A 15,963-nucleotide genomic window follows, 5' to 3' on the forward strand; every position below is an offset into this window, starting at 1 on the left:
GTACGCATGGCAGAAGACAAGAGCAAGCGCACTCGACAGCCCAACGGCCGCTCATCCATCTACCTGGGCAAGGACGGCAAGTGGCACGGCCGTGTCACCGTCGGCATTCGCGACGACGGTACGCCTGATCGCCGCCACGTTGAACGCAAGACCCGCGCCGAAGTGACGGCCGCTGTCCGCGATTTGGAGCGGGAACGTGACGCCAAGACCATCCGCAAGGCTGGTCGCCCCTGGACGGTCAAGACATGGCTGACTCACTGGGTGGAGAACATCGCCCCGCTCGCCGTCAACGAGAACACGATGGTTGGCTACGGGGTCGCAGTGCGGAAGCACCTGATTCCCGCGCTCGGTGCCCACCGGCTCGACAAGCTCAAGCCGGAACACATCGAGCACTTCTACGGGAAGATGCAGGCCAACGGACGTAGAGCCGGAACGATTCACCAGATCCACCGCACCTTCCGGACCGCGCTGAACGAGGCGGTACGGCGCGGTCACCTCGCCCGGAACCCCGTCCAACTCGCCAAGGCGCCTCGCCTCAGCGAAGAGGAAGTGGAGCCCTACACCGTCGAAGAGGTTCAGCGGCTGTTGCGCACGGCGGACGACCGCCGGAACTCCGCACGGTGGGCCGTGGCGCTCGCCCTCGGACTCCGACAGGGCGAAGCGCTCGGACTCAAGTGGGCGGATGTGGACCTCGCTCGGGGTGTCCTGATGGTCCGTCGGAGTCGACGTCGACCGCGCTACGCCCACGGATGCGGCGACACCTGCGGCAGGAAGGCCGGGTACTGCCCTCAGCGTCAGCGGACCAATCCGGAGACAGCAGACACGAAGTCTCGCGCGGGACGGCGATCGGTCGGACTGCCCGCACAGCTTGTTGACTTGCTCCGGACCCACCAGACCAAGCAGGCCGTGGAACGAGCGGGAGCCGGGGACGACTGGACGGAAGAGGGCTGGCTCTTCGCGACGTCGACCGGTCGGGGCACGTCGCCCCGCACGGACTATGACGACTGGAAGGAGTTGCTCAGCGACGCGAAGGTGCGAGACGGCCGGCTGCACGACGCTCGGCACACAGCCGCCACTGTCCTGCTGATCCTCGGAGTCTCCGAGCGGGCTGTCATGGGGCTCATGGGATGGTCGACCACGGCCATGGCCGCACGGTACCAACACATGGTGGACTCCGTGCGCACCGACGTTGCCCGTCAGGTCGACGGGCTTATCTGGAAGCCGGACGTAGACGCGCCGGACGACGATGACGACGGTCTCTCCGGGACCCTCGTACCAGCCCACTGAAACATCGGGGGCAGGCTTTCTGCCTGCCCCCGCCCGGATCTCCGGGCTACGGCGTTGGCGACTTGGCCGCCGTGCGCCGCGCGGCCCGCTGCGCTGCCATTTTGGCCCGCTGAGCGGGTTGAACGTACAGCACGAGCACCGCTTCGTTGATGAGCTCGGCGATGTCTGCGATCTCTTCGGTGGAGTAGGCGAGGGCATCGTGAGCCGCGTCGTTCCCAACGAATCGGGCCTCGTGGAAGGCCTCCACGATTTCCTCGGTAGCGCCAAGGTTCTTCAGCCCGGTGATGCGCTCGTACAAGTTGTTGCCGACGGCGCCTCGTTCCTTGACGATCTGTTCCACAGTCGCCCGGTATCCGATGCCAGCGAGACGGAACGCACCTGCGGCTTCTGCTAGTGCTGCTTCCGCGAAGACTTCCCGGACGGTCTCTGGTGCCTCCGGAGCTAGCTCGCGGGGCGTCCTGACAGGCCAGACCTGTTCGGTGTCGAAAGTGGTGTAGAAATCGCGGGTGCCTCCTGACACCGGCGTCTTCTTAATGGTGACAAGGCGGAGGTAGACGCTTTCCTTCGAGCACCAGTTGCACAGCAGAGTCATCAGACACCTGGCCCCTTTGCCGTCCGTAGGCTCAAGGTCGCTACCGCGCAGCTTTGAGTGTGAGATGACGGTGAGCGTCGTATGGCAGAGGCAGTGCGGGCACTCTCCGCCGACAGTGCTGTGTAGGGGATCGTAGCCGTCTAGCTTGGCGAAGCGGTTCGTCACGGAAGGACCGTATCTGCAGGCCGACCCAAGCGTCACCGGTTTTTGCTAGGCGTCTCGTCTCGAAGGACTCCGACAAGGGTCCCGGCTGGTCAACTGAGACGGAAACTGAGACGGAAGCCGAAGAGGCGCCCGACTTGATGAGCCGGGCGCCTCTTCTACCTGCGGTAGCGGAGGGATTTGAACCCTCGGTGACTTGCGCCACACTCGCTTTCGAGGCGAGCTCCTTCGGCCGCTCGGACACGCTACCGAGACAGACCTTACAGCACGGTGTGGCGTGCTCCGAAATCCGTTTTCGTGGTGCAAGCGGAGGTCAGCGGTCGGGTCTGTGGGAGTCGCCGGAAGAGGTCCGGGGGGAGTTGCGGAAGAAGTCGGTCAGGAGGCGGGCGCAGTCGTCCGGGAGGACGTCTCCGATCACCTCGGGGCGGTGGTTGAGGCGGCGGTCGCGTACGACGTCCCAGAGGGAGCCGGCCGCGCCCGCCTTCTCGTCGCGGGCGCCGTAGACGACCCGGTCGACCCGGGACTGCACGAGGGCGCCCGCGCACATCGTGCAGGGTTCCAGCGTCACGACGAGCGTGCAGCCGGACAGCCGCCACTCCCCGAGGTCCGCCGCCGCCCGCCGGATCGCGAGGACCTCGGCGTGCGCGGTCGGATCGCCCGTCGCCTCGCGCTCGTTGTGCCCGCTCGCGAGGACGGTCGTACCGTCGGCGGCCAGGACGACGGCGCCGACGGGGACGTCACCGCCCCGGACGGCCCGCCCGGCCTCGGCCAGGGCGAGCCGCATCGCGGCCCGCCACGGATCGCGTACGGGGTCGGGCGGCCCTTCGTCGGTCGGGCCCTGTTCGCTCAGCGCACCGTCTCCAGGACCTCCGACGCTCCCAGGGCCTCGGCGATCGCGCCCAGCGCGTCGTCGGCGTCCAGGGCGCGCAGTTCCTTCTGGCCGACCCCGAGGTCGTCGAGGATCTCGGGGTCGCCGACGGGGCCGTGCGGTACGGCCTCGGCGGAGGTGTCGTCGTCCTCGTCGTCGTCGGCACCGGAGCCGGCGGCCGGACCGGAGTCCGACTCACCGTCCTCGGTGCCGTCGAGGTCGAGGGCGTCCAGGTCTGTCTCGTCGTCGTCCGGATCACGGCCGAGCAGCTCGTCCGTGAGCAGGATCTCGCCGTACGAGCTACGGGCGGCGGCGGCGGCGTCCGAGACGTAGATCCGGGGGTCGTCCTCGCCGTCGATGCGGACGACGCCGAACCAGGCGTCCTCCTGCTCGATGAGCACCAGCACCGTGTCGTCCTCCGGGGAGGCTTCACGGGCCAGTTCGGCCAGGTCCGACAGGGTTTCCACATCGTCGAGCTCTGTGTCGCTCGCTTCCCACCCGTCTTCGGTGCGCGCGAGCAGTGCGGCGAAGTACACCGTGACTCTCCCACTGGTCCTAGGCGTGCCGGTTGGGGGTCCCCCCGGCGGAGGCTATGGGTGGGGAACGCTGTGCGCCGAGCCCCACCCACTCGGAATCGTGGCAGAAACGGAGCGTTCAGGGGACGTCTTCGGCACCCTGTGTCCGGCTCTTTCGACCTCTTGTCGGCCGAGCCGTTCAGCACGCTCTCGCTGCCGCCACCAGCGGATCGTAACCGGCTTCCCTGGCCGCCTCCGCACGGCCACCCCCTCAACGCGCCTACTACCAGCGGAACGTACGCATACGCATGGCGTGGCGGAGCCGGGCGGCCTTGGCGCGGCGGGGCTGGACACGGTCGCGCAACTCGCGTGCCTCGGTCAGCTCGCGCAGGAAGACGGCGCGGCGCCGACGCCGCTCGGCCTCGGTCTCCGACGGCCTCCGGTCCTGGTGTTCCCGGTCAGGCATGGGTGGCACCCCCAATCCATCCCTCCCACTTTCCCTCCGTCGGGCGGTTTGATGCCAGCGGAAGGGTGATCGGGGAGCAGAGCCGTCGCGCAGGACCACGGCTACTGTTAGTGCCATGCGTCTTCACGTCGTCGACCACCCTCTGGTCGCCCACAAGCTCACCACCCTGCGCGACCAGCGCACCGACTCCGCGACCTTCCGCCGTCTCGCCGACGAGCTGGTCACCCTCCTCGCCTACGAGGCCACGCGCGACGTGCGCACCGAACAGGTCGACATCACGACGCCGGTCTCCTCGACCACGGGCGTCAAGCTGTCCTACCCGCGCCCGCTCGTCGTGCCGATCCTGCGGGCCGGGCTCGGCATGCTGGACGGCATGGTCCGGCTGCTGCCGACCGCCGAGGTGGGCTTCATGGGCATGGTGCGCGACGAGGAGACGCTCCAGGCGTCGACGTACGCCACCCGCATGCCGGAGGACCTCTCCGGGCGTCAGGTGTACGTCCTCGACCCGATGCTCGCCACCGGCGGCACCCTGGTCGCGGCGATTCAGGAGCTGATCAAGCGCGGCGCCGACGACGTGACGGCCGTGGTCCTGCTGGCCGCCCCGGAGGGCGTCGAGGTCATGGAGCGCGAGCTGGCGGGCACCCCGGTGACGGTCGTGACGGCGTCGGTCGACGAGCGCCTCAACGAGCACGGCTACATCGTCCCGGGCCTCGGAGACGCGGGCGACCGCCTGTACGGCGCGGCCGAGTAGCACTCCGGTACCGGTCGCGGAGTAGCACTCCGGTGCCAGTCCCCGAGAAGTACTCCGGTACCGGTCAGGGATACGAGATTCAGCAGCCCTTCGGGGTGCCGGAGGGCGTCGGTGCCGGGTTGGCCAGCGCGGCCAAGGCCTGATCGGCCTCCGGCTTGTTCGTCAGCGCCGTGAACTTCGTGCCGATGAGCAGGTCGACCTCGGTGGCCGACGCCCGCGCGTCCGTCTTCAGCTGGGCGCCCGCGAGCTGAGTGCCGAGCACGGGCAGCGCGGCCCGGGCGGCCGACTTCGCGCCGAGCACTATTCCGGTGCCGGCGATCTTCTTGTCGTAGGCCTTGGTCGCGTTGCCGATGTCGCCGATGCGGAAGCCGCGCTTCTTCAGCTCGTCCGCCGCCTGCTTGGCGAGCCCGCTGCGGGGCGTGGCGTTCAGGACGTTGACGGTGATCTGGCCGGGCTTGAGGAGTGTCTTCGGGGCCGCCGGTGTCGGCGAAGGGGTCGCCTTCGTGGCGCAGTCCGACTTCGGGCCCGCGGCCGTGGCCTTGCTGCCGCCGCCGGTGAAGACGTCGATGAGCTGCAAGGTGCCCCAGCCGATCAGGCCGAGGGCGGCGACGGAGGCCACGAGTCCGAGCACGACTCTGCGGCGTCCCCGGGGTCGGCGCATCCGCGGGTACTTGTCCCCCGTGATGCGGTACTGGCCGCCCATTCCGGGGGGAGTCAGCATGCTCATGGGCGCAGCGTAGTGCGCCCGGACGGTGATGCCTACTAAATGATCATTGACCTGGCCCGGGTAGTACCCGAAAGGGCCAATAAGGCCGGTGAAACAGGGGTGACGGGGCGGAGAGCCGGACGTCAGTCCAGTTCCAGCACGCGCGCGTGCAGCACCTGGCGTTGCTGGAGGGCCGCCCTGACCGCGCGGTGCAGACCGTCCTCCAGATACAGGTCGCCCTGCCACTTCACGACGTGCGCGAAGAGGTCGCCGTAGAACGTGGAGTCCTCGGCGAGCAGGGTTTCCAGGTCGAGCTGGCCCTTGGTCGTCACGAGCTGATCGAGGCGGACCGGGCGCGGCGCGACGTCCGCCCACTGCCGGGTGCTTTCCCGGCCGTGGTCGGGGTACGGCCGGCCGTTTCCGATGCGCTTGAAGATCACACGGAAAGCCTACCGGTCCAGACGTTCCGGGCGCAGCCATGGAGACGGAGTGCGACGCTGGAAAAGATGCCGTAAAGCGGGGCAAACCGGAATAGGGGTCCGACATGAGCGACAGCGAGACCGCGCCTTCGGCCACCACGGAGGCCGTGACCGAGCCTTTGCCACCGGCAAACGCGCCCACGTCACCACCCCGTGCGCCGGGGAGCGCCCCCGCACTCCCCCAGCAGGCCCTGGAGATTGCTTCCGGATACGCCTTCACCGGCCCGGCCCTCGATCTGGGCGCCCTCCTCTGGGACGGGACGTGCCTCCCGGACGCCCAGATCCGCATCCCCCTCCCCATGCTCAACCGGCACGGACTGGTCGCGGGGGCCACCGGCACCGGCAAGACCAAGACGCTCCAGCTGATCGCCGAGCAGCTCAGCGCACAGGGTGTGCCCGTTTTCCTGGCCGATGTGAAGGGCGACGTCTCCGGGATCTCGGCGCCGGGGGCGGTGAACGACAGGGTCACCGCCCGTGCCGCCGAGGTGCACCAGCGGTGGACGGCGACCGGCTTCCCCGCCGAGTTCTACGCCCTCGGCGGCCTCGGCCACGGCATCCCGGTCCGGGCGACCATCACCAGCTTCGGCCCGGTGCTGCTGTCGAAGGTGCTGCAGCTCAACCAGACCCAGGAGCAGTCGCTCGGCCTGGTCTTCCACTACGCCGACCAGAAGGGGCTTGAGCTGGTCGACCTCAAGGACCTGCGAGCCGTCGTCGCCTTCCTCGCCTCCGACGAGGGCAAGGCGGAACTGAAGGGCATCGGCGGACTCTCGACGGCCACGGCCGGGGTGATCCTCCGTTCCCTCACCGCCTTCGAGGCGCAGGGCATGGCGGACTTCTTCGGCGAGCCCGAGTTCGACACGGCCGAGCTGCTGCGCACGGCGCCGGACGGCCGGGGCCTGGTCTCGCTGCTCGAACTGCCCGCCGTACAGGACCGGCCGCAACTGTTCTCGACCTTCCTGATGTGGCTGCTGGCCGACCTCTTCCACGACCTCCCGGAGGTCGGCGACGCCGACAAGCCCAAGCTCGTCTTCTTCTTCGACGAGGCGCATCTGCTCTTCAACGACGCCTCCAAAGCCTTCCTGGACGCGATCACACAGACCGTCCGGCTGATTCGCTCGAAAGGGGTCGGCGTCTTCTTCGTGACGCAGACCCCGAAGGACGTACCCGCCGACGTCCTCGCCCAGCTCGGCAACCGCATCCAGCACGCGCTGCGCGCCTTCACCCCCGACGACCAGAAGGCCCTCAAGGCCACGGTGAAGACGTTCCCGAACTCGGCGTACGACCTGGAGGAACTCCTCACCGGCCTCGGCACGGGCGAGGCCGTGGTCACGGTGCTCAGCGAGAAGGGGGCCCCGACACCCGTTGCCGCGACCCGCCTGCGCGCCCCCGAGTCCCTGATGGGCCCGGTGGACGCCACGGCTCTGGACGGGGCGGTCAGGTCGTCGGGCCTGTACGCGCGTTACGCACAGGCTGTGGACAGGGAGTCGGCGTACGAGAAGCTGACGGCACCGAAGCCTTCGGGGGGAGCCGGCGGAGCGAAGGGCCCGGACGAGCTGAGGGCCACGCCGAAGGCACCCGAGGAGGACCCTTCCCTCGTCCAACAGGTGGTGGGCAGCGGCATGTTCAAGTCGCTCGCGCGCTCCCTGGGCACCCAGATCGGCCGCGAGATCACCCGTTCCCTCTTCGGGACGGCACGGCGGAGGCGGTAGCTCCCGTAGCTACCGAGGCTCCTGGGGAACCCCGCCCCCGCCGCCCGGTCAGTGGCCCGCGTCCTTCGCGGGCCGCTGCGGCTCGGCCGTCTTGACCTGCGGTGATTGCACCTTGGGTGCGTTGCGTACGGCCTCGGCGCGCAGGAGGGCGCGCAGGAGCGCGTAGGGGTCGATCGCCATGTCGGTGTTCCTTGTCCCGTGTGACTGACTGATGGACCGGGGGAGCCGGGCCTGTCAGCAGCGCAGGACCACCGAGCGCGGGGCGCGGAGGGAAGGAGCGGCGGGCGGTGTGTGGGTGGGCAGGGGCCGCGCGGCGGGCCCCGGGACCGGGGCGGGCACGGGTCGCAGCGGTACGACGGAACGGCCGGCGCCCCGCGTCACCGGCCGCAGCACGCTGTCCAGGACGTCGTACTCGAAGACCGCCGAACCGCTCTCGGCCGCCGCGACGGAGACGGGCACCGCTCGCGCGCCCGCGTGCCCGCCCGGCATGGACAGGGCGAGCAGCAGGACGAACGCCCGCAGCCAGCCACGCCGACGGGCGTGACCGAGGGCCTGCGGTGCGACGGGGCTCACGGGGTGTGTGTCCCGTGCGGAGTACGTCGTTCATCGCATCGGCGGGGAGAACCGCCCGCTCGGCGTACGTGCCGTTACTCGGCGCTACTTGCCGACGGCCTTCGCCGCCTTCGCCGCCGCCTTCATCTCCTGCTTGTGCGCCCGGACCTTGACGAGGGACTCCGGCCCGGTGATGTCGGCGACGGAACGGAAGGACTTCGCCTCGCCGTACGCGCCGGCCGCCTCGCGCCAGCCCGTGGGCCGCACGCCGAGCTGCTTGCCGAGGAGGGCCAGGAAGATCTGGGCCTTCTGCTTGCCGAAGCCGGGCAGGTCGGAGAGGCGCTTGAGCAGCTCCTGGCCGGTCGCCGCGTCCCGCCAGACGCCCTCCGCGTCACCGTCGTAGTGCTCGACGAGGTACTGGCAGAGCTGCTGGATCCGCTTTGCCATCGACCCCGGGTAGCGGTGCACGGCCGGCTTGTCGGAGAGGAGCGCGGCGAAGGCCTCGGGGTCGTACGCGGCGATCTCGTGCGCGTCGAGGTCGTCGGCGCCGAGGCGTCGCGCGATCGTCGCCGGTCCTTTGAAGGCCCATTCCATCGGCACTTGCTGGTCGCAGAACATTTGGAAACGAGGTGATCAATGTTACAATAAGTAACAGGAGATCACTCCATGCAGTCACAACCGAATATCATCCAGCGTGCCCACCGTGGCGATTTCACCGGCCTCAAGTTTGCCGGTCTGGTTCGGTTGTCCTTCGAGATCAACCCCGACCGTGAGCGGCCGGAAGTCCCCCTCACTGGCGCTGACATCAACAACCGCGAGGAACAAGAGCGGTTGTGCCGCGAGTACGTCGAGTCGCGCGGCGGCATCTACATCGGGACGTACGACGAACCCCACACCTCTGCATGGAAGAAGAAGCGCATCACGCAGCCCGACGGCTCGTATGCGTATCGGGTCATCCGTCCCGTCTTCGAGGGGATGTTGAGCGACCTCAAGAAGAGCAGCACCAACCCCAAGTTCTTCACGCCGCTCAACGGCTACATGCCGCGCACTGAGATTCAAGGTGCCATCGTCTACGACGTCGACCGCCTGACCCGCGACAACAGGCACCTTGAAGACGCCATTGAAACGGTGGAGTTCTTCAACTGCCCGATCATCGACATCACGGGCACGCTCGACCTGCTGAGTGAGAACGGCCGAGATATGGCCCGCGTCATGGTGACGATGGCCGGTAAACAGTCGGCTGCAACTTCCCGCCGCGTTAAGAACATCCACAACGCGATGGCTCGTGAGGGCATCCCTGTTGGCGGCACTCGCCCGTTCGGTTGGAAGGCAGACAAGCGCACCGCCGACCCCGAAGAGAAGAAGCTCGTTGTCGACGCAGCGCGCGACTTGTTGGATGGCGTCAACGTCAACACCGTGCTGAAGCGGTGGGAGAAGAAAGGTGTTCAAACCCCACGAGGAAACTTCTGGGTGCGCTCAACCTTCATCCACATGATTACGTCGCCCCGCATGGTCGGGTGGCGCGTGCACGGCCCCCAGAACCTGCCGTTTCACGAGCGCTACGCACGAGACACAGAAGGCAACCCGATCAAGGCACAGTACGAGGCTCTTCTTGATGAGAAGACTTGGCGTGCCGTCGTCGAGCTCTTGACGGGGCCGGATCGTCCTGGTGCTGGTGAGTACACCGGAAAGCTCAAGTACATGTGCTCGGGCATCATCCGTTGCGGCAACTGTGGTAGCAAGCTGCGCGGTAATGCCAAGGCGAAGAACAGTCACGAGTATGTGTGTGACGGCTGCCGGAGGGTCACGGGTTCTGGAAGGGCGATCGACAAGCTGATCACCGCGCTTGTTCTGGCACGTCTCGAACAAGAAGAACTGTCCGTCCCACCTGCCAACTGGCCTAAAACGGAGGAGCTTACGGCCCTGGAGGCATCCAAGGCTGGTCTACTCGCTCAGTTCAAAGAGAACCCGGATATGGGTTCATACATCTGGCCTGAGGTGCGAAAGCTGGAAGTGGAGATCACAAAGCTCACCAAAGAGCGGGCGGCCTACCTGCGCAAGGTGACGCGGTCTCGACGACCGAACCTCGTCGAAGCATGGCCCACCCTAGAAGTTGAGCAGCAGCGAGACATCTGCGCAGAGAACTTCGAGGTCGTCATCTTGAACTCTGCGACCAAGGGAGGAAACCGATTCGATGAGACTAGGCTTCAGGTGGTCTATCGGCAAGAATCTTCTCAATACGCTTCCGCTGCTTAGGGGTAAGAGCGGGTGCGTTCTTGAGTTGTGAGGCGACCCAAGCCTCAGAAGAAGCGTCGGCCTTCGTGGCTGGCGCTTTCTTCTTTTTCTTGGGGCTCTGTTGCTTGCCCGGATTCTCTCTGCCGCTAGATCTCATCAAAAACTCAGTTACTTATTGCTTAATTATAACAGCCAAGACCACCAAACAGAATATCGAAGGGAGTTGGTCGGCATGGCATACGTGACACGACGCGTCAGCGATCTGTCCGGCGTCGAAGGCGCTGAATCAGATTTCGCCACGCTCACCGTCCGCCGTTACCCGGGACTTGAGAAGCCCGCCCAGTTCGACGTCACGCCGGACGAAATCAAGGGCCTCAAGGACAACGACACAATCGTCATTGTCGAAGTGAAGCGTCCCGGGTCAAACGACACGGAAATGGTTCACATGTTGCGCGACGACTTCGACGCGCTTGCACCTAAGGACAACATGGCAGAACTGCTGGGCCAGGCTCGCGGCACTCGCGGGCGTCGCCCCGGTTCACGAGTAAACGGCGGATGAGGCGTAGTCACCACGCAGTCCGTGTCTCTCGCTACCTCCGTGGTAGTGCGAGACACGGACGTCTCTCAGCCCTCGGGGTGTGTGCGAACCCCGTAGGTCAAGTGTGTGGTGACTCCTACGCCTCTACCGGCGTTTACCAGGGTGGTTGCCGCCCAGAGGACGGGCACAACTACCTTCAGAAAGGAGGTCTCCTGAATGAACCTATCTACGAGGGACATGGAGGTCGTCCGGCTGGTCGGACGGTTCTACCAACTCACCTCTTCCCACATTGCATCCATGGTTTTTCCAGACACAACCGGAACCCCGGTGGATAGAACCATGGCCCGGCTGGTTCGGCTGGAAGCACTGAGACGAATTGGTCGACGTGCAGCGGGCCCGCAGGGTGGTGCCGGTTCATATGCCTACCAACTCGGGCCGCGTGGTTGGTGGCTTCTCCAGCGTGAAGGGAAGTACCGGCCATATCGAGCGGTTAACCTGCACGCACTGGAAGTGGCAGATGCCTACGTCGAACTGCTCACCGCAGAGAGAGCGGGAGCTATCCAGATCCTGCATACAGAACTAGAACAGTCCATCGGGAGCGCTCGGCCAGACATGACCGTCGAGATTGGGCTTGTCCAGCAGCGCATGAAGATGAGCTATGCCATCGAGGTCGACCGAGGCAGCGAGAAGCCGCGGATCATTGCGGAGAAGTGCGCTGCGTACATCGAGGCGTTCTACAAGGGACTACGTAACCCGTTCCCGTATGTCCTCTTCCTGGTGCCGGACGAGTGGCGTAAGTCCGAGCTATCTCGGGTGCTTGGCCGGCTGGGGGATTGTCGAGAGATTTTTAGTGTGAAGCTGGCTGCGGGGTTTGGGGCGGGGTTTCAGGCGTGATCGTCTCTACTTGGGTCGCCAAGTACGAAAGCGCCTGCGCTAGCTCCTGCGCCGTTCCTACATTGAAGTAGCGGATATCAGGGTTGTGAGCCGCCCTCATGAGCCCCTTGTCTACCAGGGGGTTAATCATGCTGCTCCAGTCGTGGCCGTACTCCGTGTCGAAGAGATCCACTGCATCCCTGCGGAAGACGATGAAGCCGACGTTGATCTGTCCTACTTCGGTTTCGCGCGTCTTGAATCTTTCACCCTTCAGTTCGGTCGCCAAGATAGTTCCGTCTTCATCGGTGGTGATGACCCGATGCTGATAGAGGCGATCAGAACGCGTGGTGGTCATCGTGGCTCCTTTCTGAGGAGCGGAAGCATGTTGGGCCAGAAGGTCCCCCATGACCATGCCGTCTCGGGTTTCATCGGTGTTGCATACGATGAAGCTCTCCTGCGTCACGAGCTTGAGGGCGGCCTTTACTGCGCCCAGAACTCCGGGTTCAGTCTGCTCTGAAAAGTGAACCGGGCAGGGAATCTTCTGCTCTGCGACCCAGTCTCTGATGGCGTCCGCGTGATGGTCGATCGCAAATACCAGGCTGTTGATAGCCGAGAAGTCCAATACGTCTAGCGTGAACCTGATGAGCTCAAGGTCATCAAGCTTGTAGAGCGACTTGGGGATCGCGTCCTTCGTTACTTCATGGAACCGAGTGCCCTTACCTCCACAGAGAAGAACGACGTCTACCAAGCCGTTCACGCAGTGGTCCTTCTTGTAAGGTAGTTGGTGAGATCGAAGTAGCGGTTTACCGAGTTCTCGTTGTCGAAGTAGGCCGACAGATATAGATTCTCGCCTACGCGCCTTATGGAAGGCTCCACCAACACAGCAGAGTGAGAGGTGAACTTATGCTCTTCGGGCCCGTTGTCGGTCGCTACAAGGCCGTAGAGACGTCTTAGGCTTCCGGCCTTGATCGCATCTCGTATGAACGCCTTGATGCTCTCCTCGGAATCACCAGCCTTGAGCCTGAATCGGTAGTCAATGAGAGACACACCGGCGTATGGAACAAGGCTGTAGTTCACTAGGAAGTTGCTCGCATCAAGGAAGTCCAAGAGATGCGGCGCAACAAGTTCCAGGGTGCATTCTCGCCGCTCGATTGTGTCGAATGACTCCAGCTGTCGAACGGGCACGTTGTGGATGACGTTAACGTCGCTATCCAGAACGCCGTACTGCTCGTGTAGCAGCTGAGCCAGTGGAACATAGGCGTTGACCGTGCACGAGCCGTAGGAAATAGCCCCGTGCTTATCTCGGGCAAACTCTTCATGGTTGAAGCCATAGACGAGGATCTGATCCGCCGTCCAAGAAGTCGCCGACACAATGACATGTTTTGTGTCACCCGTAAGCGTCTCGTTCCAACCTTCCTTTCGCGTCTGCTTGCCAGAGCACTCTAAGAAGAGCGCTGGTTTGCCGAGCCAAGGAATCTGGTCGTACTCGACGTTCGTGTACGGAATGATTTTGGTACTTCCATCGGGCAGCTGCACGATGAGCGCCTGATCCGTTGTAGACACGTGCGACTTGAGCCGAAGGTACCTGTCACTCTGTACGGCTGTATTCAGTTCATCCAGCGAAAGATAGTCATCGTTTATATAATCAATTGAGAAGCGAGAGTGTTCGTAGTTCTCGATCCAATATTGCAGAAGATGTAGGCCAAATCTGCCAACTCCATTAACCCCTGTAGAAATTTTCTTGCTTTCCATAAATATAGAGATTAACACGGCTTGCCGATTATCAATAGGCGAAATGTCGAGTGTTGATCGGCACTACGAGAGGTGTTACATTACATATGTACACTATTTAAACGGACCTACTTATGACGCAGAAAAAGAAAGCCTTGATTATCGGTGTTTCTTCCCAGGATGGTTCATACCTTGCAGACTTATTGCTCGAAAAGGGTTATGAAGTATGGGGAACTATTCGAAGAAGCACAAGCTTCCACCACGAGAATATCGCTCATCTCTACGGAAAAATTATTATTAGGGCTGCTGACCTTATCGACTCAGTGAGCCTCGAAACTGTGGTTAAAGAATGTCAGCCAGACGAGGTTTACAACATCGCTGCTCAGTCTGTGCCAGCCGACAGCTGGACGCACGCCATGTATACAGGTGAAGTAACGGCCCTCGGACCAGTACGTGTCTTTGAGGCAGTTCGTCAGTTCGCCCCAAATGCTCGTGTCTACCAGGCAACCAGTCGCGAGATCCTCGGTAACATCGAAGCTGAATCAGCTACCGAGTCAACTCCGATCGATGCGAACAACCCATACGGTATCGCTAAGGCTTACGCCCACATGATGATTCGCAACTACCGCGAGTCATACGGAATGTTCGTGTGTGGTGGAATCCTCTTCAACCACGAGAGCCCACGCCGATCACTGCACTTTGTGACTCGTAAGATCACAGCTGGTGTTGCATGTATCAAGAACAATGTTGAGCATCCTCCAATCAACGAGGCCGGCGAGCCAATCATTGGTGCCGACGGCAAGTTGCACATGGGTGATATCAGCAACATGCGTGACTGGGGTTACGCTAAGGATTACGTCGAGGCTATGTGGCTCATGCTGCAACAGGACGAGCCAAAAGACTACGTTATTGGTACCAACACTGCTTACTCGGTTGAGGACGCTCTACGCGTAGCCTTTGCGCACGTTGGCCTTAACTGGGAAGACCACACTGTCGTTGACAAGAAGTTCTTCCGCCCTACCGAGATTAAAGAGCTCAAGGGTGACTACTCACTAGCCAAGAAGGAACTTGGTTGGGAGCCTAAGATGAGCTTCGAAGACCTCATGAAGTTGATGGTTGACGAAGACCTGAAGAAGTTCCAGTAGGAACCCGACTCATCGAATGAACGAAGCCCCTGTCTACGGACGGGGGCTTTTGTTTATCAGGCGGTCTTCTAATGGGGAGAGCCCGCAACCATAGGTGGTTGCGGGCTCGTGCATTTCCGAGAGGTACGGCAGGTATGAGAGGCGCGCTTAGTACGCGGCGTTGATCCGTTGGAGACCTTCGGCGGTGTGCCGGTCGATCTGCTGGATGGCGGTCTGCTGGATTCCTTCGAGGAGCCCCGCCAGTTGACCGGTCGGGTCATCCGAGCCGATGCCTGCTGCGAGCATCTCTTCGTATTGCGTTGTCAGCTGCTGCTTCCTTTCGGCCGCGTGCGCGACGAGGAAACCGCTCTGCTCCCGTCGTACCTGCTCCAGGTCAACCGGGGGTCGAAAGAAGTTGGGGAGCATAGCTCCTCCTGTTCTATCCGCAGGGTATGGAATTGCCCACCTATTTAAATATCATTCCATTAATGCGTCAATGATGAAATAACCTCCATTCGAGATTTGAACTGATCACCCGGATCTCACTAGGGTCACGCCTCGAACGGTAGATCCAGCCTTCACCCGAGACGGGCCCACACAGATGAACGAGCTCACCAACACCTCACGGCCGGCGATCCCTTGGATGAGCCGGTTCTTCGGCAGCACCCCCGCGCCCGCAAGTCGTCTTGGACGAGAGAGGCATGTCGTCGACGATGAAGCGCGGCTTGAAGTCTTCAAAGTTGACGGCGCTTATGCCGTCACGGGACGCATCATGGAGCGCAACGCGCAACTCACTTCTCAGCGCCATCAGTTGGCCCGAGGAGATGACCTCCTCAATCACATGCTCGCTGAGGTGCAGTGCAACTTTCTGCGGAAGGCCGCACAGATCCAGGCCGACATGTACGACCCCTACAGGCCCTGACCCGTGGGCATCGTGGTTCCGGTCGTTCTTCTGGTCTGCATCCTCTTCCAGAGCATCGCTCGTCTTCCGTGGCCGCTCGGCCTGGCCGTGATCGTCGGTGTCGTGCTCGCCTGCTGGGCCTGGATCAAGTGGGTTCAGGGCGACGCGCGCCGGTTGCGCCGGAAGACCATCCGCAACCAGCAGGCGACCGCTCGGCGCGAGGTCGAGTCGACCTACCGGGCCGCAGTCGTCGAGATGCAGCAGCACACCAACTCGCGAGGGCCGGCGTGAGGAAGGTCCGAGAGTTCTTGGTGCTCGCCCTGCTCGCCGCTGTCGTCGCCAAATTTGTGTGGTGGGTTGTGGCACCAACCTTGCCGTACATCGGTGGCGGCCTGCTGCTCGTGTCGATCTTTGGCGTGCTGTTCTACCGCAAAACCCGCTGGTAAACGCAAGCTTCTCGTGCCCGTTGGTCTC

At 63.4% G+C, this 15,963-nt stretch carries 21 protein-coding genes, 1 tRNA gene and 1 pseudogene; 10 read left to right on the forward strand and 13 right to left on the reverse strand.

Annotation, left to right across the window (positions count from 1 at the left end):
* Positions 1-6: 6 nt before the first annotated feature.
* Positions 7-1,287 (forward strand): tyrosine-type recombinase/integrase, encoded by a 1,281-nt coding sequence (locus tag CW359_RS14755; RefSeq protein WP_105970381.1) that lies wholly within the window; start codon positions 7-9, stop codon positions 1,285-1,287.
* A 46-nt stretch (positions 1,288-1,333) separates the two neighbouring features.
* Here the strand turns inward: CW359_RS14755 and CW359_RS14760 are convergent, their stop codons facing one another.
* The 5 genes from CW359_RS14760 to CW359_RS14780 all read right to left on the reverse strand — a co-directional run bounded on the left by CW359_RS14760 (position 1,334) and on the right by CW359_RS14780 (position 3,890).
* Positions 1,334-2,044: a DUF4145 domain-containing protein gene (locus CW359_RS14760; RefSeq protein WP_232838394.1), complete on the reverse strand. Its 711-nt coding sequence runs from the start codon at positions 2,042-2,044 to the stop codon at positions 1,334-1,336.
* A gap of 162 nt (positions 2,045-2,206) precedes the next feature.
* A tRNA-Ser gene (locus CW359_RS14765) sits at positions 2,207-2,291 on the reverse strand.
* Positions 2,292-2,354: 63 nt separating this feature from the next.
* On the reverse strand, positions 2,355-2,825 hold the full coding sequence (gene tadA / locus CW359_RS14770) for a tRNA adenosine(34) deaminase TadA (RefSeq protein WP_105970383.1): 471 nt from the start codon (positions 2,823-2,825) through the stop codon (positions 2,355-2,357).
* A gap of 62 nt (positions 2,826-2,887) precedes the next feature.
* Entirely contained in the window at positions 2,888-3,445 is a 558-nt protein-coding gene (locus CW359_RS14775; RefSeq protein WP_105970384.1) for a tRNA adenosine deaminase-associated protein, read from the reverse strand.
* Between the two features lie 262 nt (positions 3,446-3,707).
* Entirely contained in the window at positions 3,708-3,890 is a 183-nt protein-coding gene (locus CW359_RS14780; protein ID WP_105970385.1) for a hypothetical protein, read from the reverse strand.
* Between the two features lie 115 nt (positions 3,891-4,005).
* On the opposite strand from CW359_RS14780, the gene upp reads away from it, so the two are divergent.
* Positions 4,006-4,641 (forward strand): uracil phosphoribosyltransferase, encoded by a 636-nt coding sequence (gene upp / locus CW359_RS14785; protein ID WP_105970386.1) that lies wholly within the window; start codon positions 4,006-4,008, stop codon positions 4,639-4,641.
* Positions 4,642-4,720: 79 nt separating this feature from the next.
* Here the strand turns inward: upp and CW359_RS14790 are convergent, their stop codons facing one another.
* Positions 4,721-5,368: a LytR C-terminal domain-containing protein gene (locus CW359_RS14790; RefSeq protein WP_157968535.1), complete on the reverse strand. Its 648-nt coding sequence runs from the start codon at positions 5,366-5,368 to the stop codon at positions 4,721-4,723.
* A 122-nt stretch (positions 5,369-5,490) separates the two neighbouring features.
* On the reverse strand, positions 5,491-5,787 hold the full coding sequence (locus CW359_RS14795) for a type II toxin-antitoxin system VapB family antitoxin (RefSeq protein WP_003999914.1): 297 nt from the start codon (positions 5,785-5,787) through the stop codon (positions 5,491-5,493).
* 104 nt (positions 5,788-5,891) lie between these two features.
* Here CW359_RS14795 and CW359_RS14800 point away from each other — a divergent pair, with 104 nt between their 5' ends.
* Complete coding sequence (locus tag CW359_RS14800) at positions 5,892-7,535, forward strand: helicase HerA-like domain-containing protein (protein ID WP_105970388.1); 1,644 nt, start codon at positions 5,892-5,894, stop codon at positions 7,533-7,535.
* 48 nt (positions 7,536-7,583) lie between these two features.
* On the opposite strand, the gene CW359_RS47100 is transcribed toward CW359_RS14800, so the two are convergent.
* From CW359_RS47100 to CW359_RS14810, 3 genes and pseudogenes are all read right to left on the reverse strand, one after another.
* Positions 7,584-7,715 (reverse strand): hypothetical protein, encoded by a 132-nt coding sequence (locus tag CW359_RS47100; protein ID WP_269805592.1) that lies wholly within the window; start codon positions 7,713-7,715, stop codon positions 7,584-7,586.
* Positions 7,716-7,769: 54 nt separating this feature from the next.
* Entirely contained in the window at positions 7,770-8,108 is a 339-nt protein-coding gene (locus tag CW359_RS14805; protein WP_105970389.1) for a hypothetical protein, read from the reverse strand.
* Positions 8,109-8,192: 84 nt separating this feature from the next.
* Positions 8,193-8,705: pseudogene (locus CW359_RS14810) on the reverse strand (HhH-GPD-type base excision DNA repair protein); the annotation flags it as partial.
* Positions 8,706-8,753: 48 nt separating this feature from the next.
* Between CW359_RS14810 and CW359_RS14815 the strand changes: the two are divergent.
* The 3 genes from CW359_RS14815 (at position 8,754) to CW359_RS14820 (ending at position 11,754) form a co-directional block, all read left to right on the forward strand.
* Positions 8,754-10,343 carry a recombinase family protein gene (locus CW359_RS14815; protein WP_105970390.1) on the forward strand — a complete coding sequence of 530 codons (1,590 nt, stop codon included), beginning with the start codon at positions 8,754-8,756 and terminating at the stop codon, positions 10,341-10,343.
* A 211-nt stretch (positions 10,344-10,554) separates the two neighbouring features.
* On the forward strand, positions 10,555-10,881 hold the full coding sequence (locus CW359_RS45230) for a hypothetical protein (protein ID WP_157968536.1): 327 nt from the start codon (positions 10,555-10,557) through the stop codon (positions 10,879-10,881).
* A gap of 195 nt (positions 10,882-11,076) precedes the next feature.
* Entirely contained in the window at positions 11,077-11,754 is a 678-nt protein-coding gene (locus tag CW359_RS14820; RefSeq protein WP_105970391.1) for a replication-relaxation family protein, read from the forward strand.
* Here CW359_RS14820 and CW359_RS14825 read toward each other — a convergent pair.
* Positions 11,708-12,490, reverse strand: coding sequence for a nucleotidyltransferase family protein (locus tag CW359_RS14825; protein ID WP_157968537.1), 783 nt, complete (start codon positions 12,488-12,490; stop codon positions 11,708-11,710). The two genes, CW359_RS14820 and CW359_RS14825, sit on opposite strands and share 47 nt — an antisense overlap.
* Complete coding sequence (locus CW359_RS44890) at positions 12,487-13,485, reverse strand: hypothetical protein (protein ID WP_107503110.1); 999 nt, start codon at positions 13,483-13,485, stop codon at positions 12,487-12,489. The genes CW359_RS14825 and CW359_RS44890 overlap by 4 nt, the downstream gene beginning before the upstream one ends.
* 113 nt (positions 13,486-13,598) lie before the next feature.
* On the opposite strand from CW359_RS44890, the gene CW359_RS14835 reads away from it, so the two are divergent.
* Entirely contained in the window at positions 13,599-14,609 is a 1,011-nt protein-coding gene (locus tag CW359_RS14835; RefSeq protein ID WP_105970394.1) for a GDP-mannose 4,6-dehydratase, read from the forward strand.
* 147 nt (positions 14,610-14,756) lie between these two features.
* On the opposite strand, the gene CW359_RS14840 is transcribed toward CW359_RS14835, so the two are convergent.
* Entirely contained in the window at positions 14,757-15,014 is a 258-nt protein-coding gene (locus tag CW359_RS14840; RefSeq protein WP_105970395.1) for a hypothetical protein, read from the reverse strand.
* A 175-nt stretch (positions 15,015-15,189) separates the two neighbouring features.
* Between CW359_RS14840 and CW359_RS45235 the strand changes: the two genes are divergently transcribed.
* The 3 genes from CW359_RS45235 to CW359_RS45240 are packed head-to-tail and all read left to right on the forward strand — an operon-like array spanning position 15,190 to position 15,935.
* Positions 15,190-15,510, forward strand: a complete 321-nt coding sequence (locus CW359_RS45235; protein ID WP_157968538.1) for a hypothetical protein — start codon at positions 15,190-15,192, stop codon at positions 15,508-15,510.
* Positions 15,511-15,513: 3 nt separating this feature from the next.
* Positions 15,514-15,780: a hypothetical protein gene (locus CW359_RS14845; RefSeq protein WP_105970396.1), complete on the forward strand. Its 267-nt coding sequence runs from the start codon at positions 15,514-15,516 to the stop codon at positions 15,778-15,780.
* 17 nt (positions 15,781-15,797) lie between these two features.
* Entirely contained in the window at positions 15,798-15,935 is a 138-nt protein-coding gene (locus CW359_RS45240) for a hypothetical protein (RefSeq protein ID WP_157968539.1), read from the forward strand.
* Positions 15,936-15,963: the final 28 nt, after the last annotated feature.

This window comes from Streptomyces geranii, from assembly GCF_002954775.1.
Classification (GTDB): domain Bacteria; phylum Actinomycetota; class Actinomycetes; order Streptomycetales; family Streptomycetaceae; genus Streptomyces; species Streptomyces geranii.

Coding starts and splice junctions, on each gene's coding strand:
- CW359_RS14755 (WP_105970381.1), top strand. CDS start 7: ATGGCAGAAGACAAGAGCAAGCGCACTCGACAGCCCAACGGCCGCTCA.
- tadA (WP_105970383.1), bottom strand. CDS start 2,825: ATGCGGCTCGCCCTGGCCGAGGCCGGGCGGGCCGTCCGGGGCGGTGAC.
- CW359_RS14780 (WP_105970385.1), bottom strand. CDS start 3,890: ATGCCTGACCGGGAACACCAGGACCGGAGGCCGTCGGAGACCGAGGCC.
- upp (WP_105970386.1), top strand. CDS start 4,006: ATGCGTCTTCACGTCGTCGACCACCCTCTGGTCGCCCACAAGCTCACC.
- CW359_RS14790 (WP_157968535.1), bottom strand. CDS start 5,368: ATGAGCATGCTGACTCCCCCCGGAATGGGCGGCCAGTACCGCATCACG.
- CW359_RS14800 (WP_105970388.1), top strand. CDS start 5,892: ATGAGCGACAGCGAGACCGCGCCTTCGGCCACCACGGAGGCCGTGACC.
- CW359_RS47100 (WP_269805592.1), bottom strand. CDS start 7,715: ATGGCGATCGACCCCTACGCGCTCCTGCGCGCCCTCCTGCGCGCCGAG.
- CW359_RS14815 (WP_105970390.1), top strand. CDS start 8,754: ATGCAGTCACAACCGAATATCATCCAGCGTGCCCACCGTGGCGATTTC.
- CW359_RS45230 (WP_157968536.1), top strand. CDS start 10,555: ATGGCATACGTGACACGACGCGTCAGCGATCTGTCCGGCGTCGAAGGC.
- CW359_RS14820 (WP_105970391.1), top strand. CDS start 11,077: ATGAACCTATCTACGAGGGACATGGAGGTCGTCCGGCTGGTCGGACGG.
- CW359_RS44890 (WP_107503110.1), bottom strand. CDS start 13,485: ATGGAAAGCAAGAAAATTTCTACAGGGGTTAATGGAGTTGGCAGATTT.
- CW359_RS14835 (WP_105970394.1), top strand. CDS start 13,599: ATGACGCAGAAAAAGAAAGCCTTGATTATCGGTGTTTCTTCCCAGGAT.
- CW359_RS14840 (WP_105970395.1), bottom strand. CDS start 15,014: ATGCTCCCCAACTTCTTTCGACCCCCGGTTGACCTGGAGCAGGTACGA.
- CW359_RS45235 (WP_157968538.1), top strand. CDS start 15,190: ATGAACGAGCTCACCAACACCTCACGGCCGGCGATCCCTTGGATGAGC.